Origin of the sequence: Salinimicrobium sp. TH3 (genome assembly GCF_026676115.1) — a bacterium.
Lineage (GTDB): Bacteria > Bacteroidota > Bacteroidia > Flavobacteriales > Flavobacteriaceae > Salinimicrobium.
This window is the reverse complement of the sequence record NZ_JAPONB010000002.1, coordinates 74,471-99,467: the sequence shown is the minus strand read 5'-3', so window position 1 is coordinate 99,467 and position 24,997 is coordinate 74,471. Positions and strand designations below refer to the sequence as shown.

Below are 24,997 nucleotides of genomic sequence, written 5' to 3'. Positions count from 1 at the left end.
AAAACTGCAGCTCTGAGAAAAAATGTAATTTGGCCGAATTTTTGTTATTAGACTTTCAATAAAACAACCTTTAAAACTATGATGGGATATTATATCATTGCAGGACTTATCTTTTTAGTGAGTCTTTATGTTAGCAATAAATTGAAGAGTAAATTTAAGCATTACTCAAAAGTGCATCTTCAAAATGGCATGAGTGGCCGGGAGATCGCTGAAAAAATGCTTCGGGATAATGGAATTAATGATGTGAAAGTGATCTCTACTCCAGGACAGTTGACAGATCATTATAATCCCTCAAAAAAGACAGTGAACTTGAGTGAAGCAGTTTATACTCAGCGCAATGCTGCTGCGGCAGCGGTTGCAGCACATGAGTGTGGGCATGCAATACAGCACGCCAATGCCTATAGCTGGTTACAGATGAGAAGTCAACTTGTGCCGGTGGTAAGCGTAGCTTCTAAATTTTCGCAGTGGGCGATCTTTGGTGGTTTGATTTTAATGACAATGGTATCTGTGGGGATAGGCCAAACAGTACTTCTGGTTGGTATAATTATGTATGCAATGGGTACTCTATTCAGTTTTATAACCCTTCCGGTAGAATATGACGCTAGTAAAAGGGCTTTGGTGTGGCTTGAGACAGGCAATATGTTGAATTCTCAGGAGCACAAAGCGGCTGAGGATTCTCTTAAGTGGGCTGCCCGTACTTACGTGGTTGCTGCTATTGGTTCCCTTGCAACCTTGTTATACTTTGTGAGTATCTATTTGGGAAGAGATTAAATACAAAACATAAAACAACAAAAAAGGACGCCACTGGCGTCCTTTTTTAGTATAAAAACCCTGTATGAGCTATTCGTTTTTGATGCGTTCGTCAATGAGCTTAAGGGCTATCCCGTCTGTACCCATTAAATCGAACATTTCAAGGATCCTGCGGAATTTGTTCTCTTCTTCCATTTGTTCGGTAATAAACCATTGGAGGAAATTTTCGGATCCATAATCCTGTACTTTCCGGCATCTGGTAACGATCTTGTGGATGGATTTTGTAACCTCGATCTCCTGGTCTAATGCAGTTTCAAAAATATCCTGAAGTGAATTATATTCATGGGTAATATTGTTTACTTCGGGAGAGTAAGCAGTTCCGCCGTTTTCATTAATGAACTTGAAGATCTTAAGCATATGCTCCCGCTCTTCTGCTGCTTGTTTATACAAGAACTCAGCGCTGTACATCAAACCGTTGTGATCACACCAGGAAGCCATGGCCAGGTAGACCGAAGAGGAATGTGCCTCTTTAGCGATCTGCTCATTGAGCAGGTCCATTACGTCTACATTTATTCCTATTTTTTGTCTTACTATGTCTTTCATAAATATATTCTTTTTCTAAAAATACGTAAAAGAAAGAACACCTCTCAAACAGGGAGAAAATTTATATTTAATTTAAATAGATATAACTAGTAGGTTACGAGAGAATTGATTTCCAGGACTCCAAAGGTAGCACGTAAAAGTCGTTGAAGATCAATGATCTGGAGAGTGTCAAAAACGAAAAGATGCTCCCGGTTGCAAAGGGTGAGGATCTCGATCCCGCTATAGTTTAGGTCCTTATCGAAGTGAGATGAAACATCAATGGCCAGTACTTTTTGCCTTATGGCAAGCAACTGGCAAAAACTCAGCTTTACCTGTTTGTGACCAAAGTCAATGCAAAAGCTGCGGCTTTGGTCACATTGATAGGAGGCGAAATAATATGATTTGTACAGCAGGTTCATTCTAAAGACAAAACTACACCTTATCTATATTTGTTCCAAATAAAAATAACCTAAAAACGGGTGAAAGCTGATCAAGATCATCTCAAAAACTGCTAAGTATCAATTCCCTACCTCTCCAAAAGGGTTATAGCCTAGATATTCTTTTTCTTCTTCCTTAAAAACAATTCCGTTTTGTGCAAGCTCCTTCAAAATAGGATCATACACTTCCTTGGTGATAGGGAGTTGTACTCCGGGAGTGGAAATCGTGCCATTAAGGATCTTTAATGCTGCTATGGCAACAGGTAATCCTACCGTGCGGGCCATGGCTGTAAGAGTTTGGTCCTGCCCAATGTTTACCATAGTTGAATCTATCTGCTTCTTTTCGCCATTGATCTCATAACCAAACTTGTGGTACATGACGATCATATCTTTGTCCTCTGGAGAAAGGGACCATTTTTCCATCAATATCTTCTGAAGGATCTCTGCCGGGGTAGCATTTTTAAGACCCACTTTCTTATCTGGATTAAAAATGTCCAGCTCTAGAAGTTTGTCCCACATGATATCATCCTGGTCGATCTTAAGGTTATGGCGGAATTTTAATTCTACAGAATCTGTTGGAGAATAGGGGAGAAAGGAATTCACAAAATCCCTGTAGCTCATGTCTGCTGAATTTTCCATGGTATAACCGTCATCTGTCATTCCCAGCTGTACAAACATATTCCAGGCCCGGCTGAAGCCTACCCTTCTAATTGTACCACGATAGAGCGTTAAAATATCTTCAAGTCCATAGATATCTTTATATTTTAAGGAGTTGCGATTAGCGTAAACTTCGAATCTTCCATAGTCCTGTACCTGGATGAACTCGGTTCTTCTAAATAGCCGGTTGTATGGGATGTATTTGAATTTTCCTTCCTGTAGAAATTTCGCCACTCCTCCCTGGCCTGCCACTACGACATTTCGAGGATTCCACGTAAATTTATAGTTCCAAAGGTTTGTATCGCTTTCGGGAGCTACCAGTCCTCCGGTAAAGGATTCAAAGAGCAGCATTTTTCCTCCCTGTTCTCTAATCCTGTCAATTACCTGCATTGCACTCATATGGTCAATACCGGGATCCACTCCTATTTCGTTCATAAAAACCAGTCCCTTCTCTTTAACAGCATTGTCCAGCTGCTCCATCTCCTCGCTTATATATGAGGCAGTGACCATGTTCTTTCCAAAACTCAGGCAATCCTTTGCCACCTCGATATGGAATCTTGCAGGGAGCATGGAAATGACGATATCAGCATTCTTTACTGCCTTTTCTCTTTCCTCTTTCTTGAAAATATCAAGTTCTGTGGCCTTTGCTCTGGGATGATTTCCTGCCAGCTTTCGGGCATTTTCCACAGCAAGGTCTCCAATAGTTATTTCGAGATTTTCGGTTTCCGATTTTTTTAGTAGGTATTCAATAAGTACAGAGGTAGATTTACCTGCACCAATAATAAGAATTTTGCGCATAAGGCTTAACTTTGGCTTTGTTAGTTGTTTGTTTGGACTACGAATGTAATTAATTGGGGGCGTCTTTAAAAATACAGTATGAATAAGAGTTTGTTGATCTGGGGTGCAATTTTTGGTATAATAGCAATAATACTTGGGGCTTTTGCGGCTCATGGTCTAAAGCCTATCCTGTCGATTGAAAAAATGCAAACCTTTGAAACGGGTGTGAGATATCAAATGTATCATGCTCTCTTCCTGCTTTTTTTAGGAGGTTTGCCTGTTGCTTCTGAAAAAGTTAAAAGAATTTGCTTCTATTTAACACTTTTTGGCGTTTTCTTTTTTTCGGGTTCAATCTACCTTCTGGCCACTAATAGCCTAACTTCATTTAACTTTTCGGTGATTGCCCTCATAACACCCTTAGGAGGATTATTGATGATATTCGCATGGATAGTGTTACTAATTAGCTTTTTTAAGTTAAAAAAGAAATAAAAGAAAATAGCTCCTGCTGTTTGTTTCCAAGTTTTTCTACTTTTGTTGACCTAAACAAAACACTCAACTAAACTTTTTATGTTGGCTAAAAAACGAATTACGAAAACGATTGCGCTGGAGCAATATGGTATTAGCAATGCTGAAGTTCATTACCAACTCTCTCCAAAGGAGCTACATGAGATCACAATTGAAAAAGGACAGGGAGTAGAAGCTTCTTCGGGAGCTCTGGCTGTGAATACCGGCGAATTTACCGGGAGGTCTCCTAAAGACCGTTTTATTGTGGAAGATGATATCACCAAAGATAAAGTTTGGTGGGGAAATATTAATATCCCTTTTGATCCTGAAAAATTTGATGCACTTTATGATAAAGTGACCAAATATCTTTCAGGAAAGGAAGTGTTCACCAGAGATTCCTATGCCTGTTCAGATGATGACTACAGGCTTAATATTCGGGTTGTTAATGAATATCCATGGTCCAATCTCTTCGCATACAACATGTTTCTTAGGCCAGAGGAAAGTGAGCTTGAAAATTTCAAGGAAGACTGGCTTGTAATCAACGCTCCCGGATTTATGGCCGATCCCGAGGTTGATGGCACGAGGCAACATAACTTTGCGATTTTAAACTTTACAAAAAAAATTGCCCTTATTGGAGGGACAGGATATACGGGTGAGATAAAAAAAGGAATTTTCTCTGCCCTTAACTTTATTCTTCCTGTAGATAAGAATACTTTACCAATGCATTGTTCAGCCAATGTAGGTGAGGAAGGAGATACTGCTATTTTCTTTGGTCTTTCTGGAACAGGGAAAACTACACTTTCTGCAGATCCAGAGAGAAAACTGATAGGAGATGATGAGCACGGCTGGACTAAAGAAAACCGCGTGTTCAATTTTGAAGGGGGATGTTATGCAAAAGTCATTAACCTTACTGAAGAAAATGAACCCGATATTTTTAGAGCTATTAAGCCGGGTGCAATCCTGGAAAACGTAGTGCTGGATGAGAATGGAGACGTAGATTTTGAAAATACAGATGTGACTCAAAATACCAGAGTAAGTTATCCAATACACCACATTGACAATATTCAGGAGCCGTCTATTGGAGAAAATCCAAAGAATATTTTCTTCCTTACAGCAGATGCTTTTGGGGTATTGCCTCCTATAAGTAAGTTGACCCCTGGACAGGCCGCATATCATTTTATAAGTGGATATACTGCTAAAGTAGCCGGAACAGAGGCGGGGGTTGATGAGCCTATTCCAAGTTTTTCTGCCTGTTTTGGAGCTCCTTTCATGCCATTGCACCCTACCAAATATGCCGAGATGTTAAGTGCAAAAATGAAGGAAAATAACGTAAACGTTTGGCTTGTTAATACAGGCTGGACAGGCGGGCCTTTTGGGGTAGGTTCCAGGATGAAATTACGCTATACCAGGGAAATGATCTCCTCTGCGCTTGAAGGTAAACTGGAAAATGTAGAATTTGTAGAGCATCCTGTTTTTGGACTACAAATGCCGGTGGAATGTCAAAATGTACCTTCTGAGGTATTAAATCCCCGTAACACGTGGAAAGACAAAGAAGCCTATGATAAAAAAGCAAATCAGCTTGCCATTTCTTTTCAGCAGAATTTCGAAAAATTCGAAAAACAGGCTAATGAAGAGATACTTTCAGGTGCTCCCAAAGTTTAAAAAGGAACTTATAAGAAATAAAAAAACCGGCAATTTGCCGGTTTTTTTATTTCTTATATAATCTAAAGGTTCTAATGAGCCTTCTTATTTTGTTCCTTGATATATTTCTCAAGAGCCATAGTCATTGAAGGTGTTTCGGGGGTGGGAGCCTGTATGTTTACTACCAGCCCGTGATCTTTAGCTGCCTTAACAGTTGTATTTCCAAAAACAGCAATTTTCGTATTGTTTTGTTTAAAATCCGGGAAGTTCTCGAAGAGAGATTTAATTCCGCTAGGACTAAAGAAAACCAGGATGTCGTAAAAAACCTCTCTTAAATGCGAGAGATCACTAACTACGGTTTTATAGAAAACGGCTTTTTTCCAATCTACACCAAGTTTGTTTAGGGTCTTTGGCACATCAGGCTTCAGCATATCTGAAGATGGTAAAAGGAACTTTTCGTTCTTATACTTTTTAATAAGCGGGGATAGTTCAGCAAAAGTTCTTTTCCCCACGTAAATTTTCCGCTTGCGGTAAACCACATACTTCTGTAGGTAATAGGCTACTGCCTCACTTTGGCAAAAGTATTTAAGGGTATCGGGTACCTTAAATCTCATTTCTTCAGCTATTCTAAAGAAATGATCCACAGAGTTACGGCTGGTGAGAATAATAGCGGTGTAATTAGAAAGGTCAACCTTTTGTTGTCTTACATCCTTTGAAGAAACCCCTTCAACATGGATAAACGGAATAAAATCTATTTTTACTTTCTGCTTTTCTTCAAGATCAAAATAAGGAGAATTTTCAACCTTCGGTTCTGGTTGAGAAACCAAAATTGTTTTCACTTTCATATACATTTTTTTTATTGACCCTGGAACTTGGTAACCAGCTTATATAAAATATAATAAGGACCAATTTCGAGAGCGCAAAGATACAAAATAAAATAAAACCAATTGCTTGAAATATACTGTCGGTTTTTGGTGAAAACACTCAGCAGAGTGATCAAATTCAAAGTTAAAATGAGGCCCAGCGTTATGTAAAGCACCAGCTTGGTTGGTTCCCAACTGTATAAAAAGAAAATGCTTAGCGGGAGCAGTACCAGGGCTGTAAAGTTTCGGTAACTTAATTTATAAAAAAGATAATAGTTCATTTTGTTATTGACCGAAATAACATCTGCCAGAATTTTTTCAAGAGAAAATTTAAGCAGAACAAAAGTGGTATATGCGGTGATTATTCTTAGAAATACTACCAGCGGTCTATCTGGGTACCCTTCTGTAAAAGTTATGTAGAATATAAAAATAAAAAGCCCCACAGAAACCACATTGACTGCAAACAGGAGCACATTAAAGGGATGAAAGAGGTTGGGGTCCTTTCCTTTAAGAAGAAGGTACTTATCTGTGGCGAAAAGCATGATAAAATGTGCAAAGCGCTGATTAAAAGCATATTTGGCAATAACCAGCAGGCCTAAAACCAGAACCAGCAACAGGGTAATCCAGTCTAATGAAACCGCATGTCTTTCTATAGCTTCCAATAAAAATTCTTTTCTACAAAGGTAGGATTTATACGATTAAAAGAGGTTTGAAACTTCATCCTAAACTTTAAAAATAGTTACATTTGCCCAAATGAATTCTATGCCAGATGGGATTGTTATAATACCCACCTACAACGAAAAAGAAAATATTGAAAAGATCATTAAAAATGTCTTTTCTCTTCAACGGAGTTTTCACATATTGGTGGTGGACGATAATTCTCCCGATGGGACTGCCGGGATTGTAAGATCTCTTGAGCCCTCATTTAAGGATCGGTTATTTCTAATTGAAAGAGAGGGGAAGTCTGGCCTGGGTACTGCTTACATTAAAGGTTTTAAATGGGTTCTTGAAAGGGAATACACATACATCTTCCAAATGGATGCTGATTTTTCCCACAACCCCAATGATCTTATACGGTTGTTTAACGCCTGCAGGAGGGGAGGAGCTCATGTTGCAGTTGGTTCAAGATATAAAACCGGCGTAAATGTTGTTAACTGGCCAATGAGCAGGGTGTTGCTGTCATGGCTGGCATCTAAATACGTTCGATTAATTACGGCTATGCCTGTGGAAGACACCACCGCAGGATTTGTATGCTATAAAAGAGAAGTGCTGGAGAGGATACACCTGGATAAAATAAAATTTGTGGGATATGCTTTTCAAATAGAAATGAAATTTAAGGCTTACCTGGCTAAATTCCGAATTGTGGAAGTACCGGTTATTTTCACCGACAGAACCCGGGGAACCTCCAAAATGAGTGGTTCAATTATTTGGGAGGCTGTGTTTGGAGTTGTAAAAATGAAAGTAAATAGTCTGTTTAATAAGATGACAATATAATGAAGAAGGTATTAATTAAGAATGCAAAGATTGTCAATGAAGGTTCTATCTTTGAAGGGGATGTGTTTATCGAAGATGGAATTATCACTGAGATTGCATCTAGTATAAGTGCCAAATCTCCCAATTTAAATATTGTAGATGCCGAAGGAAATTACCTGCTGCCCGGAGTAATAGATGATCAGGTACACTTTAGGGAACCCGGCCTTACCCACAAAGAAACAATTGAGACCGGTTCTAAAGCGGCTGTAGCGGGTGGTATTACTTCTTTTATAGAAATGCCAAATACCAATCCCCAAACTACAACAATAGACTTATTAGAAGAAAAGTATAAACTGGCAGAGCATGTATCATATGCCAACTATGCTTTTATGTTTGGAGGAACTAATGATAATCTTGAAGAGATCAAGAAAATAGATCCAAAAACAGTTCCTGCTCTTAAGTTATTTTTGGGATCCTCTACGGGAAATATGCTGGTAGATGATGAAAAAGTGTTGGAGATGATCTTTAAGGAATCTCCGGTATTGATCGCCGCTCATTGTGAGGATGAGAAAACAATCCAAAACAATTTACAGGAGTATAAAGAACAATACGGGGATGATATTCCCATTGAGATGCACCCCAAAATTCGAAGTGAAGAAGCATGTTTCCTATCCTCATCGAGAGCTGTTGCTTTGGCAAAAAAAACTGGGGCCCGGTTACATGTTTTTCATCTTTCTACGGCAAAAGAGCTTAAATTATTTGATAGTAAAAAACCGCTAAAGGAGAAAATGATCACCGCCGAGGTTTGCGTGCATCACCTTTGGTTCAATGATTCAGATTATAAAACAAAAGGCACTTTTATTAAGTGGAATCCAGCTGTTAAGACCGAGAAGGACCAGGAGGCACTTTTAAAAGCACTTATTGAAGATAAAATAGATGTGATCGCAACAGATCATGCGCCGCACACCCGGGAGGAAAAGAAGAATGTATATACCAAGGCTCCCAGCGGAGGTCCTTTGGTACAACATGCATTGCCGGCTATGTTACAAATGCATCACCAGGGAAAAATTTCCCTGGAAAAAATTGTTGAGAAAATGTGCCACAATCCGGCTATTCTTTTTGACATCGAGAAACGCGGATTTATCAGAGAAGGATACAAGGCAGATCTTGTGCTGGTGGACCTTAATGCTCCATGGGCAGTGCAGCCGGGGAATACGCTCTATAAATGTGGCTGGTCTCCATTTGAAGGAACCACCTTTAAATCCAGGGTTACCCATACTTTTGTCAATGGAAATCTCGTTTACAAAAACTTTAATTTTACTCCTTTTGTAAAGGCCGAAAGATTAAAATTTGATCGTTAACATGAAGAAGTTGTTGGGAGTTTTGTCTTTAGTTTTACTGGCATCCTGCCAGGACATTGACCGCACTCCAAAACCCGATAACCTTATTCCCGAGGAGAAAATGGTAGAGGTGCTTACCGAGCTCTCAATTCTTCATGGGGCGAGGAGCTATAACAAGAGCCTCATGGAGGAAAAGGGAATTAATGCCTACCCTTATCTCACCAATAAATATGGAATTGATAGCGTGCAACTGGTTCAAAGCAATAACTATTATGCTGAGAACTACAAAGAGTACCAAATGATCTATGACAGAGTGAAGGAAAGGCTGGAGATATTGATGAAACAATATGATTCTATAAGAGAAATTGAGGAGCAGAAACGGGATTCTCTAAGAAAAGCTCCTGGGAATGATTCAATTGTCCCCCGCAAATTTATTAATGATACACTTGTACCCCGTCGCATAAATCGGGATCTTGCTGTTCCTGTTTCTCGAAACCAGCGACAGTAGTAATCATTAATTCTGAAGATCCTTCCGGAAGGAAGTAACAGTTTTTTCTATTACTTGTGATATGGGTTCAAATTCAAAAGCCAATTGTTGCTTTAGTTTTGCAGAAGAGTAGAAGGAATGCTCAAAAAGGGTTTTTCGAGACCTCATTTCCAGCTGCTTCTCTTTGTTAGTGAATAAACCTGAAATTTCCTGCCAAAGCCATCCTGTAAAAATCATCCATTTTTTCAGCTGCTTTGAAGGCGCCGGTTTACCAAGACTTTTTGCTGTCATAGAGAAGACGTCCTTAAAAGACATATTTTCAGAAACTACTATAAATTCCTCATTTTTTACAGGTGAGGTTGTAAGCTCCCGCATAACCTTTATAACATCCCAAACCCCAACGAATCCTGTGGTTTTAGGGAAATAGTAGTCCATACCCTGGTTTATCTTTTTAAAGATTTTACCGCTGCCACAGTTCCAGAAACCGGGCCCAATGATCACTCCGGGGTTGACGATCACTACCGGCACTCCTTCCTGGCTTGCACGCCATACTTCCATCTCTGCCCCATATTTTGTAATAGCGTACATGCTATGGTTGAGCTCCTTGTTCCAAAAGGATAATTCCGTGAGTTCATTTTGTTCCGGTTTTTTATCCAATGTGGCAATAGAGCTTACAAAGCATAATTTTTCCACTTCATTTTTGATACAGAAGTTGACGATATTGGCAGTTCCCTCAATATTGACCTTTCTTAATTCGGCATCTTTAGAGGTGTCAAAACTTACCAGCGCAGCGCAGTGATATACAAGATCAATATCCTTAAATGCCATTTTTAAGGAAGGTACATCTGTAATATCTGCTATTTGCCACTCGATTTGGGAAAAGAGCAGGTTGGTCTCATCTTGAGAATTGGTGTAGGAAAATACATTTTTGACAGCCTTTAAGCTTTCTTCTGTACGATAGATCGCGCGAACTGGTTTTCCTGCTTTTACAAGATCCAGCAGCAAATGAGAGCCTACTAAGCCTGTGCCTCCGGTAACTAAAATCATGAGGTAAATATAGCTAAAACCACTTAGGAAAAATGAAGCTTTATGGTATCTTTACGGCTGTTTTTTACTTCAAAAGAAAGATTATGAATAAGAATTTTGTAGACGAATTGAGCTGGAGAGGAATGATCCACGACGTGATGCCGGGAACCGAAGAGCATCTTTTAGAAGGTCTTAGGTCTGCTTACGTGGGAATTGATCCTACCGCCGATTCTTTACATATAGGCCACCTGGTGGGGGTTATGATGCTAAAACATTTTCAACAGGCGGGACATCGTCCTGTAGCTTTAGTAGGTGGTGCAACAGGAATGATAGGTGATCCTTCGGGAAAATCCAATGAACGTAACCTGCTTACAGAAGCCACTTTGCTTCAAAACCAGAATGCCCTTAAAAATCAGTTATCAAAATTTTTAGACTTTGAAAGTGATGCAGATAATGCGGCAGTGATGGTCAATAATTATGACTGGATGAAAGATTTCAGTTTTTTAGATTTTATTCGGGATGTAGGTAAACATATCACCGTAAATTACATGATGTCTAAGGACAGCGTGAAGAAACGTTTGTCTTCAGATTCTTCGGAAGGAATGTCATTTACCGAATTCACCTACCAACTGGTGCAGGGTTATGATTTCCTGCATTTGTACAGGGAGCTTGATTGCACGCTTCAAATGGGTGGTAGTGACCAGTGGGGAAATATAACTACAGGAACCGAACTTATTCGAAGAATAGGGGACGGAAAAGGATATGCTCTTACCTGCCCGCTAATTACCAAGGCAGACGGTACCAAGTTCGGGAAAACTGAAGCCGGGAACATTTGGCTTGATCCTGCACGTACTTCGCCTTACAGGTTCTACCAGTATTGGCTAAACACCAGCGATGAAGACGCCGAGAGGTTTATTAAAATATTTACCTTCCTTTCAAAAGAAGTAATAGAAGAACTTGTTGTTAAACATAAAGAGGCACCTCATCAAAGAGAACTGCAGCGAAAACTGGCCGAAGAGATCACAGTAATGGTACATTCCCATGAGGAGTACGAGAATGCTGTAAAGGCCTCGGAGGTTCTTTTTGGAAAGAGTACTGCAGATGATCTTAAAAAGCTGAATGAAGCTACTTTTCTTGATGTTTTTGAAGGTGTGCCACAAGCCCGCGTCTCACGCGAAGATGTGGAAGCTGGTCTCGATATGATCGCTGCACTTTCAGCAAAAACAGAATTTCTAAATTCTAATGGAGAGGCCAGAAGAGCCTTAAAAGAGAATTCAATTTCGGTAAACAAGGAAAAGGTTAAAGAAGATTACATAATCACCACAGAGGATTTATTGAACAATAAATATGTAATTATAAATAAAGGGAAAAGGAATACCTATATAATAAGGGTGGAATAATAAAGAAACCCCCTTTCCTTTTGAGGGGCGAAGGGGGCATCTAACTAACCAACCAATTATGAAAACATAATCTAACCGTTTGTTAAGTCGGCAGAAAATCAATTCCTTACAGCAGCAAAAAACTTTTTTTGTTAAAAAACCATAAGATTACAGCCTCGAATGTCGCTGTTGTCGAAACGGCCCAGAATCTCTGTTCTTTGCCCGTCTAAATTCTTTCCCAGATCTTGTGTGGCTATAAATGAACAGGAGTTGATATTGGCCAGATCTATGATATTTATTCCGCCAGATTTTCCTTCGGGTAGCAGGCTCAAGGCATCTTCGGGATCCCGAATGAGAATTTTCATCCAGGGAGGACATTCAAAAATGCCATTTTTGAGGGAGTATGCCTGCGACAGTAACTCGGTCATCCCGTATTCACTGTGAATGTTTTCAACACCCAAACCTTTTTTAAGCAACTCATGAAGTTCGGTGCGAATCATTTCTTTTCGGCGTCCTTTCATACCGCCGGTTTCCATCACAATGGTATTTTTCAGGTTTAGGGAATAGTTTTCGGCGAGATCGAGGAGCGCAAATGACACTCCTATTAACAGTGTTTTTTGCCCCCTTTCTTCAAGTTTTTTCAGGTTTGCTACGAGAGAATCCAGGTCGTGCAGGTAAAATCCACTCGCAGGATTATTACTTTTTTCAATAAGATCCTGCGCCATATAGATCAAAGAAGAACCTTCTCTTTCAAGATAGGAGGGAAGTAAAGCGAGCACCGCATAATTTTCCACACTTCCGTAGAAATGTGTGAACCCGCTGCGGAAACTTTCCTCATAAATGCCTAGATCTGTTACAAAATGTTTACTGGTTTGAGAACCCGTAGTGCCGCTACTGGTAAAGGTTATTTCTTCTGAAACTTTAGAAGAAATAACCTTATGGGTTTTAAAGAACTCTATGGGTAGAAATGGAATTTTTTCAAGACTAACTACTTCGGCGGGATCCCGAAGGAGAAGATCACAGAACTTCCTGTAGACCAGATTGTTTAAATACTGGTAGTTGAAAACCTGCAGAGCTTTTTTTGTGAGATCCTGAGGGGTGTTAATAGAAAATATGTCCTTTACCTTATGCATAGAAATGAAAAGGCACAAAGGTAGGGAATAAAATAAATGGTAATGAGTATGCTTATCTAACCACAAGTTTTCGGGTAGCAGTGCTTTTACCTTCCTGGATTTTCATGATATAAATACCTGGATCCAGATCGGAAATATTCAGTTCATTTCCAGTTAGCTGGGCAGATAGAACGTTGTTCCCCAGTACATTATAAACCTGAATTGTTTTAGCCTTGCCTGCTTTGGTGTTAATGTATACTTTTTGACCGGATGCAGGATTTGGAAATATGGAAAGCCCTTCAATGGGAACTTCCTTTCCAGGAGCTTCGGGTTGTGATACCTGTGCATTGGCCGGGCTCGAGAAGAGCAAAAGACCAATGATCATAAGAGGGTACAAGTAGATTTGTTTCATATTTAATACGGTATCATTTCAAATTTACAATAAAAAATTCAAAAACCGGACCAAATTTTAGTTGTGGAAACGTTAAAAATAGATTTGTCTACAATAATAAAAAAAGGCTACCGTTACGGCAGCCTTTTTATTTATAAACTTAAAAAACTGAGGGAACTACAGTTCTGCTTCTATCCAGCTCCAGGTTGAAACATCGACCTTTGTTCCCAGGTCATAAGCAGCATCTACAGCTGCACCTGCGCCATCGATTTGCACATTAGTAAGTGCGCCGCCATCTCTCATGTCAACGTTGGTTTCATAACCTTCAAGGTAAAGATTTGAAATGGTTGCACCAGATTCTTTCTTGAACTGTAGTGCGGTACCGCCGGTTGTAGAAACTGCGGTGAAGTTGATCAACTTCGGATTTGCGTTAGCACCGTCGGCCTCAACTGCAGTGGAGAAATTATCTATAGTGTGGTTCACGTAAACATTGGTCACAGTTCCATTCCAGCCTTCTGTCCAGTCTACAGCATCATCTTCCAGGTTTTCAAGGTAAAGATTGGATGCAGATACAGTTCCTCCAAAGAATTCTACTCCATCATCAGCTCCACTAAGTACAGCAACATTTTCTACAGTAGTTCCAGATCCAACAGCATAGAATGAAATTCCATTGTACTGAGATTCAGAATTGATTTGAGCTCCCGTTCCGGAGATCACAAGGTATTTAATGCTTCCGGAGTTATCTTCATCATTGTTACCTCCGTAAACAAATCCGCCAACTTCGGCTACCGCATCAACACCTTCGGTAGTAGTCGCATCACCCACAATTGTTAGTCCGCCCCAATCTCCGGGATTACCTTCTGCAGAAGAGATCACCACAGGGTTGGTTTCAGTTCCCTGTATATCGATCATTCCGCCTTTAAGTACAGCGATATAAACATCTGTGCCACCGTCTCTGGCAATGATCTTTGTTCCTGCCGGAATAATGAGTTTACCTCCATCCTGAACAATATAAGAAGAGTTAAGGTTGTAGGTGGTTGTAGGATCAAGAGTCACTGTTCCTTCTACGGTACCCTGAAGAATATTGGAAGCTACGCTACCTCTGTTATTGATCCAGGTGAAAGCATTTGCATTAACGGTTGCTGGAACCGTATAGTTCGCTTCAGGATTCGCTACATTATTTTCAATTACAACATTTGCTACAGGACCGTTGTCTCTCATTTCTACAGAAGTATCGTAACCGCTTAAAGAAAGACCTTCAAAAGTGGCACCCGATTCTTTCTTAAACTGCAGAGCAGTTCCTCCAATTGTAGAAACAGCGGTGAAATTGATGATTTTTGGATTGTTATTTACCCCATCGGCTTCAATGGCTGTAGAGAAACCTTCTATGGTGTGAAGCACATACACGTTTGTTATTGTACCATTCCAACCTTCGGTCCAGTCAACAGAGTCATCTTCGTTGTTCTCAAGATACAATTCGGTTGCAGATACAGCACCTCCAAAGAATTCCACTCCGTCATCTGCTCCGTTAAGGATTGCAATATTTCTAATTGTAGTTCCGCTACCAACTGCATACAGGCTTAAGCCATTGTATTGAGAATCGGCATTGATCTGAGCACCTGCTCCTTCAATTACAAGATATTCAATGGTTCCGGAATTATCGGTGTTGTCTGTACCTCCATATTTGAATCCGCCTACTTCGGCAGTTACATCAACACCTTCGGTAGTAACCCCGTTTCCAAGAATCACTAAACCTCCCCAGTCTCCGGGAGCGCCATTGACAGAAGTCATGATCACAGGATTGCTTTGGGTTCCGGTAATTACTATGTCGGCACCTTGATGGATGGCAATATAATTTTCTGTGCCTTTTTCGGCAACAATTTTAGTTCCTGCCGGTATAGTTAAAGTGCTACCTGCCAGGACTTCAAAAGATCCTGTTAATTTATATTCTATAGATGGATCAAGAGTTAAGTCTTCATTTAGTTCTCCATTGAGTTCATCGTTTTCTACTTGTGGTTTATCGATGATTGGATCTTCATCCTCACTACAGCCTGTGAATATAAAGCCGCTTAATAGTAAGAAAAGTACAGCTAAGTTTTTGGTCATTTTTTTCATTGTGTTTGTTTTAATTAAAGTTTTAATGTTTGTTGTAAAAGATTAGAAGTTGTAGTTGATTCCCAGTGACAATACTGCCCCGCGGGTATAGGATCTTACGGTTTCGGTAGTTTCTATTCCTGTGGTAGAAGGCTTAACATCCTGCACTCTTTCTACAGTAGGGTTTAGAAGATTCTTTCCGGTAAATTTTATGCCCCAGTAATCCCCAAGATCCTGACTTAGAACGGCATCAAGGCTTATGAAACCTTTTTCAATAATGGCATCGTTGTAAAAAGTTTCACTTTCAGTTTGTCTTTCAGGGGCGCCAAGTGCATAGATCTTGTCTGATGCATAATTTGCAACTAAACTCCCCATAAAAGGGTTTTCATTGCCAACAACCAGATTAAGAGAACCGTTAAAGATCCAGTCCGATGCACCTTGTAAACCTGTTCCAGTTAAACCTTTATATCTAAAAGTGCGCAACAACTGTCCGTTCTCATTTCTTAACTCCTTAAGGTCCTGGGAGTGCCACATTCTGGAGGCATTAAAACCAAGATTAAAGTCATAGGCCGCACCGTCTTCCATTCTTATTAGCTCCAGGCGGGTTTCCAGTTCCAAACCATAGATCTCTGCCTTTTCTCCAGCGTTGAAATATGAGAAGACGCCTGCAGAGCCCCTGTCCTGTACTTTGTTGATTGGATCTTCAATTCTTTTATAGAATCCTGTAAGGGATAATAGCTCCCCTGCAGAAGGGAAGAATTCATACTTAAGGTCAAGGTTGTAGTTGGTGGATGCCTGTAGATCGGGATTTCCTCTGGTCACCTGTCCGGTTTGAGAAACGTACTCAAAAGGAGCTACTTCTTTAAATTCGGGCAAGGTGAGGGTTTTGCTGGCAGCAAGGCGAAAGTTTGATCTTTCGGTTAAAGCATAACGCAGATTGACAGCAGGATAAAAATTATCGTAAGCAAGGTTTGATGTTCCTGTTCTTCCGGGAATGTTTCCCACGTTGTAAACTACCTCAAGTTCATCTTTTTGGTAGCGGACTCCAGCATTAATGTTCAGCTTTTCCAGGCTAAAAGTAATGCTGGCAAACCCAGCGGTAGATTCCAGGTTAGCCCTGTACCTGTCTGCCTGCAGGTCGTCATTGATCTCCAGATTTCCATTGTTATAATTTTCGGGAGAGAAAACTTCATCCAGGTTGTCTATGGAAGAAGGAGTTAAAATCCTGTTAGATCTTTCCTCGAGTCCCAGAAACCGGGATATAAAGTCTCTTTCCTTGAACCTGTAGGTTCCACCAAGGCTTAATTCAAGTTGCTTTTCTTCTGAAGTAAGTATTTCAAGACGATCCTGGATCCTGCCATTGAATTCATAGTCGTCAATTTCCTGATAGCTCTTTCTCTGTTGGTAACCACCCGTATCCCCAAGATAAACTACATCATCATTAAAGTTGACCTCATTTCTAATCCGGTTAGGCTCATCGGCGTTAACCAAATTCAAACCGGCAGCCCAGTCAAGATTATTTTTCTCTCCCAGCCTGTGCTCCCCGAGCAGTTGGTTAACCCAAAGACGTGTCTGTTTTGTGTTTTGGTCTCTTACAAACTGTGATAGGCCTTCATTGGGATCTGTTTCTTCAAAAATAAAACCCTCCTGGTTTCTTCCTCCTTCATAAACATTATCTGAAAGCTTATTAATAAAGAGGCTGTTTGCCCTAAGGCTGTTATTGGCATTAAACTCATAAGCTACAGTTGCCAGCCCGGTAGTATTTATCGTTTTTGAGTAAACAGTAGCATCTGTAATGGTATCTGTAACAAAGTTAGCGCGGTATTCCCGAAATATTCCTTTGGTATATTCATAGTCAATATCCTGAGAGCCTGTGATTAAAACCTCAAGCTTATCTCCAAATCTCTTCCCCGCAGTAAGGTTGTACTTGTAATTCATGGGTAAGTCTGCAGTGCCGGGAGTCCAGTCCTGGTAGATAAGCTTGTATTCTGAAGCCTTTCCTCCAGTGTAAAAACCAAAATCGGCATTTTTCAGGTTTGGAGAAACCTTGAAGTTGTCGAATATACCTTCCTGCAAAACATTTGTATTAATTCCTGCACCGGCGCCAAAGCTAAGTTCACTTGTTCCTACCAGTTCCCTGGTGGAGATATCAATATTCCCCGAAGCCTGATCGGCAGAAGTGTTGGGAGAATATGTTTTGCTTATGGCTACACTTTGGATAATCCCTGTAGGGAAAAGTTCCAGGTCTATGTTCTTTCTTTCAACATCATCTGAAGGGATAGGTAGTCCATTAAGAGTGGTATATAAATAACGGTCTCCCAATCCCCTAACAAAAATGTCACCCGATGCTTCACTGCTGGTCACGCCCGAAATACGGGCAGTGGCTTTGGCAGCATCAGAGACGCCCAATTTGGCTAATTCACGGGCTCCAATACTTTCTTTAATATCAATAGCTCTTTTTTGCTCCAGTAGTAGAGCTACTTCAGAGTCTTTCCTTGAAACAGTTGATATTACTACTTCATCAAGGGAAGCGGCACTGCTTCCTAATTCAGTATTAATTTCAGTAATTTTGCCGGCAAAAACCTGAACATTAGGAATTTCTAATGTTTCGTAACCTACAAAACTGAATGCGAGGGTATAGGTTCCCGGTTCGAGATTTGGTATGGAATAAAGTCCTTCCATATCTGTGGTAGCTCCCTTAGTGGAGCCTTTGATCAAAACATTGGCAAATGGTAATGGTTCGCCATTCATTTCAGCATCTGAGAGGCGGCCCATAATAGAGCCAGTTGTTTCGCTTTGCGCGTGCAGTACATTATTTGTCATTAGTACCGCGATTAATAGGATAAAAAATCGCTTCATGTTATCTGTAATTGTCTGGTGCAAATAAAAGAGCCTATTGTAAAGTTGGGGTTAAGTAGGAATTAATGCTGTGTGATATAAATGTTAGCTTAAGGTTATGGCCCCTCTTTAGGCAATGATTTGTCCGTTTCCTGAAAAAATATTTGTATTTCTAGCGTAATGATGCCGAAATAAAAGAGTGGTAAGATGTGCAGGCAAAATCCGTAAAGGCGTGTTCATAGTTAGTCTTTGTTGCCCGGAATTAGTAGGTAACCTTTCAGAGTGTTTGCTTTTGGGCAAGCGCTGGATTTCTTAATATTAAAATAATAGGAGTAATGACCATGATTAACAAAGCAGGCTCATTTTTGCAGCAAAAAGATGGAACTGTTTATCATAGTCTTTGCTGCATTATTTTCTGTTATCAATCCTTTGGGTACGCTGCCGATTTTTGTTGGGTTAACTCAGGAGAATTCTCAAACCGAGCGATCCAGGATATCTCTTTTCACATCAATTAATGTCCTGGTCATTTTGGTTATATCATTCTTTATTGGCAGGTATATCCTTCATTTTTTTGGAATAAGTATAGAATCCCTTAGGATTGCAGGAGGTTTAATTATAGCAACTTCGGGTTTTGCTTTACTCACTGGTTCATTTTCAAAACATAAGGGAATGGAAAAACAGCGGGTGAAAGATGATGCTTTCCAACGGGAAGCCGTCTCATTAACTCCTCTGGCAATTCCTATGCTGGCAGGACCCGGCTCCATCTCCTTATTAATAGGGCTTTATGAAGAGTATGATTTGTTTTCTCAAAAGATCGTTGTAGTATCGGCCATAGTTGCGGTGTGTATTGCAACCTTCCTCATGCTTCGTTGTTCCCATTATATCGTAAGATTTCTTGGGGCATCTGGAATAAATGCAATATCCAGGATCATTGGCTTTATAGTGATTGCTATTGGGGTCGAATACATTAGCTCTTCAGTTATTAGTATCCTGAAGCTGGCTTAATTCCAGTAGCTTTTATCCGGTCTTTCCTTTTCCTTTTTTCTTCTCTATATTGCTTGCCTTTTGGGGATTAAAGGTTAAGAGCCTGTTTTCTAGTTACTTCCAATGTTAAATTAAGGTTACGTGTATGTTTCTAAAATGTAAATTTTTATTTATCTTTAAAAAAGGACTTTAAAGATAATGAGATGAAAAGGTTGAAGATATTGCTGTTGAGTTCCCTAATGCTATCTGGGAGTGCTATAATGGCACAGGAAAATGACATTGAAAAAGTATTCAAGCAAAAGGGAGATTTGATCGAGGCCACCTTTTACCATGAAAATGGACAGGTAGCCCAAAAAGGCTTTTATAAGGATAAAGAGCTTCATGGAGAATGGGTCGCCTACGATCAAAATGGCAATAAAAAAGCTATTGGTAAATATTCTGAAGGATTAAAAACCGGGAAATGGTTTTTTTGGAATGAAGAAGAGCTATCTGAGGTGGATTTTGAGAATAATAGAATTGCATCAGTTCATAAATGGAAAGGTGATGAAGGCGTGGTAAGTAAATAGTTCACTAGAAACAGTATATAAAACAAAAAAAAGTCGCTGAAGAGATTCAGCGACTTTTTTTTGTTTTAAAAATGGCTATAAGCTTTGAATAAAGACTTAAGGAAGATGAATCTGTTATTTATGAATTGAAGTGTGATTACCAAAACTGGTGACATATCATTAATTATTTGATAATCTTAATTAAACATAAGGAGACCTGATTACCTCTATTTTTGGATGCTTGAGCATTAAAAGATTCTGTTGTTTTTTCTTTTTCACGGGATCAAAGGAAGAATTTGTTGTGAAGGAGGTTAAACTTGAACACAACATTGTATGCTGAGTAGTTATTTATTTTTCAACTTATTGGGAGCAAGACGATGGTAAATATTGATCAACACAAGGAGATGCTGAACCAGTTAGGTGCAGAAATGTTTAATTTATGTGCTACACAGCTTGAAAATTCGATTGAAGCTTTTCATACGCTGGACAAGGATTTGGCAGAAAAGGTTGTTCATATGGAATACAGGGTAAACGCATTTGATCTAAAAATTGATCGGGACTGTGAACAATTTCTTGCCTTGCACAAACCGGTAGCGAGTGATCTGAGGTTTGTGCTTGCTCTTCGAAAGATCAATTTTGACCTTGAACGCATTGGAGATTGTGCTTCTGGCATATCCAAATACACATTAGAGTTAAACATGCTACCCGAAAAGGATTTAATAAAAAGTCTTCGCCTGGATGAAATGTTTTCCTATACACTTTCAATGTTGGAAGATATAAAGGAGGCATACACAGATGAAGATAGTCAACAAGCTCATAAGGTCTTCAAAAAAGAGCAGGTTCTTAATGAAATCAATAACAACTCCATTTCTCTTATTTGCAAAATGGTGAGAAAAAAGGTGGAACTAATAGATCAATTTCTTTTATTGTTTACAGTCATTAAGAAACTTGAAAAAGTGGGAGATTTGGCAACCAATATTGCTCAGGAGATAATTTTTTACCGGGATGCAGAAGTGCTAAAGCATCAAAAGGAGAAATCCTGGGTATAAACTCCTCTCTTATAATTTACTTCTAATTTACTTCCTAAGGTTTCTCTTTAGAATTTTTAAGATAGACTTAAAGGATTTCCCAAAGAATAAAGCTTAATTATACTTTAATTGCACCACACAAAATTTACCATTCCTTTCCTAAAGGGAATTTGATTTAATTCCTCTCCTTCACGATATCCCCTCTCCTACATTTTCATTTTAAATTTAAATATTTGGTAAACTTCGCTTTACGCTAAATGCATTTTAAAATTTCATATTTGAACTTCTTAATGTGCACTAAGAAAATTCATATTATCTTAGTTTTTGTCGATTTAGATGTATGAAAGGTTGCCCTGGCCAGGCAACCTTTTTTTATGTTAAAAGAAGTCCACTATGGTATTTTATGTCCTTTTTAAGGCAAAGAGTAGAGCTAATTCCTGCTGCTTAAATATTTTTCTATTATGCCAAAAGATTACAGCTATGTAAAGGGAATGTTAGCTTAGTGTTACTAAAACCGGGCAGGGATTTAGAACTTCACAATTATCTATATTTTTACAGTAAATTTACTTAAACAGCTATCTAAGCATGAAAAAAAAAGACATCTGTATACTACTCGTGGATGATGAACCAGATATCATTGAGATCATAAGGTATAATTTAACTGCCGAGGGATATAAGGTAACTACAGCCAAAAATGGAATTGAAGCTCTTAAGGCTGCCAAAAAGCACAAACCTCATTTAGTTATTCTTGACGTCATGATGCCCGAGATGGATGGAATGGAGACCTGTATCCAAATGAGAAAAGATCCCGAGCTGGCTAATACTATAATCACTTTTCTTACAGCCAGAGGTGAGGATTATTCACAAATGGCCGGCTTTGATGCAGGGGCAGATGATTATATTACGAAGCCTATTAAGCCCAAAGTTCTTTTAAGTAAAGTTAAAGCTCTTTTGAGGCGGTATAATGAAGACTCCACTTCAAAATCTGAAATTATTACCGCAGGAGACCTGGAAATTAACAGGGAAGAGTATAAGGTTACGCGGGGAGATGAAATTATTATGCTCCCGCGCAAGGAATTTGAATTGTTGTATCTTTTGGCCTCCCAACCCGGAAGGGTCTTTCAACGGGACGAGATCCTGGAACGGGTTTGGGGTAACGAAGTTGTTGTTGGTGGACGCACCATTGATGTACATATTAGGAAACTTCGGGAGAAAATAGGAGATGATAGTATTAAGACTATTAAAGGAGTGGGTTACAAATTTGTGGAATAATGGCTAAAGGTTTTAAGCGATCATATACGTTTGCAGTAAAGACCTCGATTTACGTTACTCTCTTTCTCACCGGGATTTCAGCTGTTTTTCTCGTCCTTCATGACGCTTATTCAGAATGGGCACTTCTAATTTATGCCATTACCTGTTTCATTTTTGCATTTTTAATTATTCAATACCGGGTAGAATTCTTCATCTACAAAAAAATCAAGAAGATCTATGAGAATGTGAGTATGCTGAGTGCTACTCCCCTTAATCCCGAACAGGTCACTACCGATATGACCTCGCTCTCACAAGAAGTCCAAAAATTTGCTGAAGGTAAGAAGCTCGAGATCGAAGCGCTTAAAGTGCGGGATTCTTACCGAAAGGATTTTATGGGTAATATTTCCCACGAACTTAAGACTCCTTTATTTACGGTTCAAGGTTATATCGAGACCCTCCTTGACGGTGCAATGAAAGATAAAACAGTGCGTAAACAATATTTGGCAAGGGCAGCCAAGGGAGTAGAGCGGCTGGTTTATATTGTTCAGGATCTGGATATGATCACTAAACTGGAAACAGGGGAGCTGAGGTTAAATCTGGAGGTTTTTGATATTGTGGAGGTGATCCAAAACGTTTTTGATCTCCTGGAAATGAAGGCAGCAAAAAAGAACATCACTTTATTATTTGAAACTCCTTATGCGCCGGTATGGGTAAAAGCCGATAAAGAAAGAATACAGCAGGTGGTAACAAATCTTTTAGTGAATTCCATCAAATATGGAAAGCATGATGGCACAACCGAAGTTGCCATTGAAGAGCATTCAAAAAAGAAGATCATAGTAAGGGTTAGTGATAATGGAGAGGGGATCCAAAAAGAGCATATTCCAAGGCTTTTTGAGAGGTTCTACAGGGTAGATAAGAGCGGTTCCCGAAAAGAAGGCGGTTCTGGTCTGGGCCTCGCAATTGTTAAGCACTTGTTGGAGGCGCATAAAGAAAGGATCTCTGTGGAAAGCACTTACGGCATGGGAAGTGAATTCTCATTTACTCTGAAAAAGGCTAAAAAGGCCAGAGTAATCGCAGATAAACCCGGGATCACTTAATCCGGAATAATTTTTTACTTTTTTTAGTTTCTCAAGATCAAAATCTTCCTGCTCGCACGAAGGAGCGAATCCCAATTTTTTCATTCTATCGGCCAGGTACTTCTGCTCGAATTGTCCCGGAGTCGGAATAAAAAACGCCCGCTTTTCAAGTTTTGCCAGGTCCATTAAAGTTGTATACCCCGATCTTGAAATCACTACATTACTACTGTTTAGCGCATGTTCCAGTTCTTGTCCAAACAGGTAATTTTTTATTACAATATTTGGTGCTGCCATAGGCGGTTGATCTTTATTTACCACCCCCCTTACGAAAAGGATCTTTTTATCGGTTTGCTTTAATTTTTTAAATAGTATTTCCTCCAAAAGGCTTCGCTGTGGCTCCGGTCCCGAAAGCAAGACCATATATTCATAGACCTGTGGCAAATCCTTCTTTTCGAACCTGCTAATAATACCCATGTATTTTACAGCTTCCTGTTGTGCTCTAGGATGTCCCAGAAATCCGCTTAAGTTTGGCTTGCCTGGGGCATCGGGCACCCAGCATTCATCATATTTTCTTATATACCGCTGGTGAAGCCTACTGCTTAAAAAGGTAGTATTTCCCGAAAGTACATTAAGTTGATGTGTGATAAAAACATTGGGCAGGTGTTTGTATCGCACTCCAAATCGGCTGTCCGATATGATTCCATGGAGATTAAGTTTCTCTACCAGGATTTGTGTAGCCCGTTTTTCCTTTTTAATATTTTTCAGAATATGTGGACTATCCAGTAGCAACTTCCATTTTAAAAGACTTCCTCTGCTCGTATAGGTGATATTGTAGGAAGGTAATTCAAAGGCTTTTAAATGCGGAAATTCTTTTTTCAGCAGTTCAAGTGCTGCTCCATCTGAAGCAATGATAGGAGTAAAATCCTTTTCCTCCAGCTTTTGTATAAGCGGGATACACCGGGTGGCATGCCCCAAACCCCAGTTAATTGGCGCTACTAAAATCCTTCTACTTCGCATAAAACAAATATATATGAAAGGCCTGTGGGGGATTTTATTTATTTTTACCAAAATATTAAATTTTCTAGTGGGAAGTAAGAATAAATTAAAGAGGTTTAGAGAAAATGAAACTTTTTCCAATGTGGTTCAACCTACACGAGAGGAAGTTTTAGATGGAAATTTTGGTTACAGGAACAAATGGGGCAGTAAGCTTTTTGGAAATGACAAACCCATTGTTCTTGAATTGGGTTGTGGTAAAGGAGAATATAGTGTTGCGCTGGCCCAGGCATATCCCGAAAAAAATTTTATTGGGATAGATATTAAAGGTGCCAGATTCTGGAGAGGGGCTAAAACAGCATTGGAAGAAGGACTCCAAAATGTGGCATTTTTGAGGACCCAAATAGAGCTGGTAGACCTATTGTTTGGCGAAAATGAAGTTGATGAAATCTGGATCACCTTCCCCGATCCACAGATCAAATATAAACGCACCAAACACCGTATGACCAATTCGGAATTCCTTCAGAAGTACAAAAAGATACTAAAGCCGAATGGTTTTGTAAACCTGAAAACAGATAGTGAATTTATGCATGGTTATACCCTTGGACTCCTTCATGGAGAAGGGCATGAAGTTGTACAGGCCAATCATAACGTCTATAAAAATGAATACTCTCCAAAAGAAGTTACGGGGATACAGACTTTTTATGAAAAACAGTATCTTGAGCAGGGAAAACCTATAACTTACATACAGTTTAGGATAAAATAGACA

Annotated in this window: 24 protein-coding genes; 13 read left to right on the top strand and 11 right to left on the bottom strand. The window is 39.5% G+C overall.

The genetic code is table 11. The features are described from left to right. The first annotated feature begins 78 nt into the window (after window positions 1-78). Window positions 79-771, top strand: a complete 693-nt coding sequence (locus OU683_RS03625) for a zinc metallopeptidase (protein ID WP_228915949.1) — start codon at window positions 79-81, stop codon at window positions 769-771. Between the two features lie 69 nt (window positions 772-840). Here OU683_RS03625 and OU683_RS03620 read toward each other — a convergent pair whose 3' ends face one another. From OU683_RS03620 to OU683_RS03610, 3 genes are all read right to left on the bottom strand, one after another. Continuing rightward, on the bottom strand, window positions 841-1,353 hold the full coding sequence (locus OU683_RS03620; RefSeq protein WP_268135249.1) for a ferritin: 513 nt from the start codon (window positions 1,351-1,353) through the stop codon (window positions 841-843). A gap of 86 nt (window positions 1,354-1,439) precedes the next feature. Further along, window positions 1,440-1,751 carry a hypothetical protein gene (locus OU683_RS03615; RefSeq protein WP_268135247.1) on the bottom strand — a complete coding sequence of 104 codons (312 nt, stop codon included), beginning with the start codon at window positions 1,749-1,751 and terminating at the stop codon, window positions 1,440-1,442. 99 nt (window positions 1,752-1,850) lie between these two features. Continuing rightward, on the bottom strand, window positions 1,851-3,224 hold the full coding sequence (locus OU683_RS03610) for a saccharopine dehydrogenase family protein (protein ID WP_268135245.1): 1,374 nt from the start codon (window positions 3,222-3,224) through the stop codon (window positions 1,851-1,853). A gap of 78 nt (window positions 3,225-3,302) precedes the next feature. Between OU683_RS03610 and OU683_RS03605 the strand changes: the two genes are divergently transcribed. Then, window positions 3,303-3,692, top strand: a complete 390-nt coding sequence (locus tag OU683_RS03605; RefSeq protein WP_268135243.1) for a DUF423 domain-containing protein — start codon at window positions 3,303-3,305, stop codon at window positions 3,690-3,692. 78 nt (window positions 3,693-3,770) lie between these two features. Beyond that, window positions 3,771-5,369 (top strand): phosphoenolpyruvate carboxykinase (ATP), encoded by a 1,599-nt coding sequence (gene pckA, locus OU683_RS03600; protein ID WP_268135241.1) that lies wholly within the window; start codon window positions 3,771-3,773, stop codon window positions 5,367-5,369. 71 nt (window positions 5,370-5,440) lie between these two features. Here the strand turns inward: pckA and OU683_RS03595 are convergent, their stop codons facing one another. Further along, window positions 5,441-6,193, bottom strand: coding sequence for a uroporphyrinogen-III synthase (locus tag OU683_RS03595; protein ID WP_268135239.1), 753 nt, complete (start codon window positions 6,191-6,193; stop codon window positions 5,441-5,443). A gap of 11 nt (window positions 6,194-6,204) precedes the next feature. Next, a complete protein-coding gene (locus OU683_RS03590; RefSeq protein WP_268135237.1) occupies window positions 6,205-6,873 on the bottom strand; it encodes a DUF4271 domain-containing protein in 669 nt (222 codons plus the stop codon). A 100-nt stretch (window positions 6,874-6,973) separates the two neighbouring features. Here OU683_RS03590 and OU683_RS03585 point away from each other — a divergent pair, with 100 nt between their 5' ends. Genes OU683_RS03585 through OU683_RS03575 form a run of 3 tightly spaced genes read left to right on the top strand, consistent with a single transcriptional unit; the run spans window position 6,974 to window position 9,532 of the window. Continuing rightward, window positions 6,974-7,705 (top strand): polyprenol monophosphomannose synthase, encoded by a 732-nt coding sequence (locus OU683_RS03585; RefSeq protein ID WP_268135235.1) that lies wholly within the window; start codon window positions 6,974-6,976, stop codon window positions 7,703-7,705. Continuing rightward, window positions 7,705-9,045 (top strand): dihydroorotase, encoded by a 1,341-nt coding sequence (locus OU683_RS03580; RefSeq protein WP_268135233.1) that lies wholly within the window; start codon window positions 7,705-7,707, stop codon window positions 9,043-9,045. Before OU683_RS03585 ends, OU683_RS03580 begins: the two co-directional genes overlap by 1 nt. 1 nt (window position 9,046) lies before the next feature. Continuing rightward, a complete protein-coding gene (locus OU683_RS03575; RefSeq protein WP_268135231.1) occupies window positions 9,047-9,532 on the top strand; it encodes a DUF4296 domain-containing protein in 486 nt (161 codons plus the stop codon). 6 nt (window positions 9,533-9,538) lie between these two features. Here the strand turns inward: OU683_RS03575 and OU683_RS03570 are convergent, their stop codons facing one another. Further along, complete coding sequence (locus OU683_RS03570; RefSeq protein WP_268135229.1) at window positions 9,539-10,558, bottom strand: NAD-dependent epimerase/dehydratase family protein; 1,020 nt, start codon at window positions 10,556-10,558, stop codon at window positions 9,539-9,541. A gap of 83 nt (window positions 10,559-10,641) precedes the next feature. Here OU683_RS03570 and tyrS point away from each other — a divergent pair, with 83 nt between their 5' ends. After that, on the top strand, window positions 10,642-11,937 hold the full coding sequence (tyrS, locus tag OU683_RS03565) for a tyrosine--tRNA ligase (protein ID WP_268135227.1): 1,296 nt from the start codon (window positions 10,642-10,644) through the stop codon (window positions 11,935-11,937). A gap of 131 nt (window positions 11,938-12,068) precedes the next feature. Here tyrS and OU683_RS03560 read toward each other — a convergent pair whose 3' ends face one another. The 4 genes from OU683_RS03560 to OU683_RS03545 all read right to left on the bottom strand — a co-directional run bounded on the left by OU683_RS03560 (window position 12,069) and on the right by OU683_RS03545 (window position 18,336). Beyond that, a complete protein-coding gene (locus tag OU683_RS03560) occupies window positions 12,069-13,049 on the bottom strand; it encodes a LuxE/PaaK family acyltransferase (RefSeq protein WP_268135225.1) in 981 nt (326 codons plus the stop codon). 52 nt (window positions 13,050-13,101) lie between these two features. Then, entirely contained in the window at window positions 13,102-13,440 is a 339-nt protein-coding gene (locus tag OU683_RS03555) for a T9SS type A sorting domain-containing protein (RefSeq protein ID WP_268135223.1), read from the bottom strand. Between the two features lie 156 nt (window positions 13,441-13,596). Next, window positions 13,597-15,534: a beta-helix domain-containing protein gene (locus OU683_RS03550; protein WP_268135221.1), complete on the bottom strand. Its 1,938-nt coding sequence runs from the start codon at window positions 15,532-15,534 to the stop codon at window positions 13,597-13,599. Window positions 15,535-15,576: 42 nt separating this feature from the next. Continuing rightward, complete coding sequence (locus tag OU683_RS03545) at window positions 15,577-18,336, bottom strand: TonB-dependent receptor (protein WP_268135219.1); 2,760 nt, start codon at window positions 18,334-18,336, stop codon at window positions 15,577-15,579. Window positions 18,337-18,729: 393 nt separating this feature from the next. On the opposite strand from OU683_RS03545, the gene OU683_RS03540 reads away from it, so the two are divergent. The 5 genes from OU683_RS03540 to OU683_RS03520 all read left to right on the top strand — a co-directional run bounded on the left by OU683_RS03540 (window position 18,730) and on the right by OU683_RS03520 (window position 23,256). Beyond that, on the top strand, window positions 18,730-19,356 hold the full coding sequence (locus tag OU683_RS03540; protein ID WP_268135217.1) for a MarC family NAAT transporter: 627 nt from the start codon (window positions 18,730-18,732) through the stop codon (window positions 19,354-19,356). A 182-nt stretch (window positions 19,357-19,538) separates the two neighbouring features. Beyond that, window positions 19,539-19,901: a toxin-antitoxin system YwqK family antitoxin gene (locus tag OU683_RS03535; RefSeq protein ID WP_268135215.1), complete on the top strand. Its 363-nt coding sequence runs from the start codon at window positions 19,539-19,541 to the stop codon at window positions 19,899-19,901. A gap of 383 nt (window positions 19,902-20,284) precedes the next feature. Continuing rightward, a complete protein-coding gene (gene phoU / locus OU683_RS03530) occupies window positions 20,285-20,929 on the top strand; it encodes a phosphate signaling complex protein PhoU (protein ID WP_268135213.1) in 645 nt (214 codons plus the stop codon). A 564-nt stretch (window positions 20,930-21,493) separates the two neighbouring features. Continuing rightward, window positions 21,494-22,180 carry a response regulator transcription factor gene (locus OU683_RS03525; protein ID WP_268135211.1) on the top strand — a complete coding sequence of 229 codons (687 nt, stop codon included), beginning with the start codon at window positions 21,494-21,496 and terminating at the stop codon, window positions 22,178-22,180. Further along, on the top strand, window positions 22,180-23,256 hold the full coding sequence (locus tag OU683_RS03520; RefSeq protein WP_268135209.1) for a sensor histidine kinase: 1,077 nt from the start codon (window positions 22,180-22,182) through the stop codon (window positions 23,254-23,256). Before OU683_RS03525 ends, OU683_RS03520 begins: the two co-directional genes overlap by 1 nt. Here the strand turns inward: OU683_RS03520 and OU683_RS03515 are convergent. Next, the gene (locus OU683_RS03515; RefSeq protein ID WP_268135207.1) at window positions 23,194-24,252 is read right to left on the bottom strand and encodes a glycosyltransferase; all 1,059 of its coding nucleotides are present in this window, start codon (window positions 24,250-24,252) and stop codon (window positions 23,194-23,196) included. The two genes, OU683_RS03520 and OU683_RS03515, sit on opposite strands and share 63 nt — an antisense overlap. A 67-nt stretch (window positions 24,253-24,319) precedes the next feature. Here OU683_RS03515 and trmB point away from each other — a divergent pair, with 67 nt between their 5' ends. Continuing rightward, on the top strand, window positions 24,320-24,994 hold the full coding sequence (trmB, locus tag OU683_RS03510; RefSeq protein ID WP_268135205.1) for a tRNA (guanosine(46)-N7)-methyltransferase TrmB: 675 nt from the start codon (window positions 24,320-24,322) through the stop codon (window positions 24,992-24,994). The last annotated feature ends 3 nt before the right edge of the window (window positions 24,995-24,997 follow it).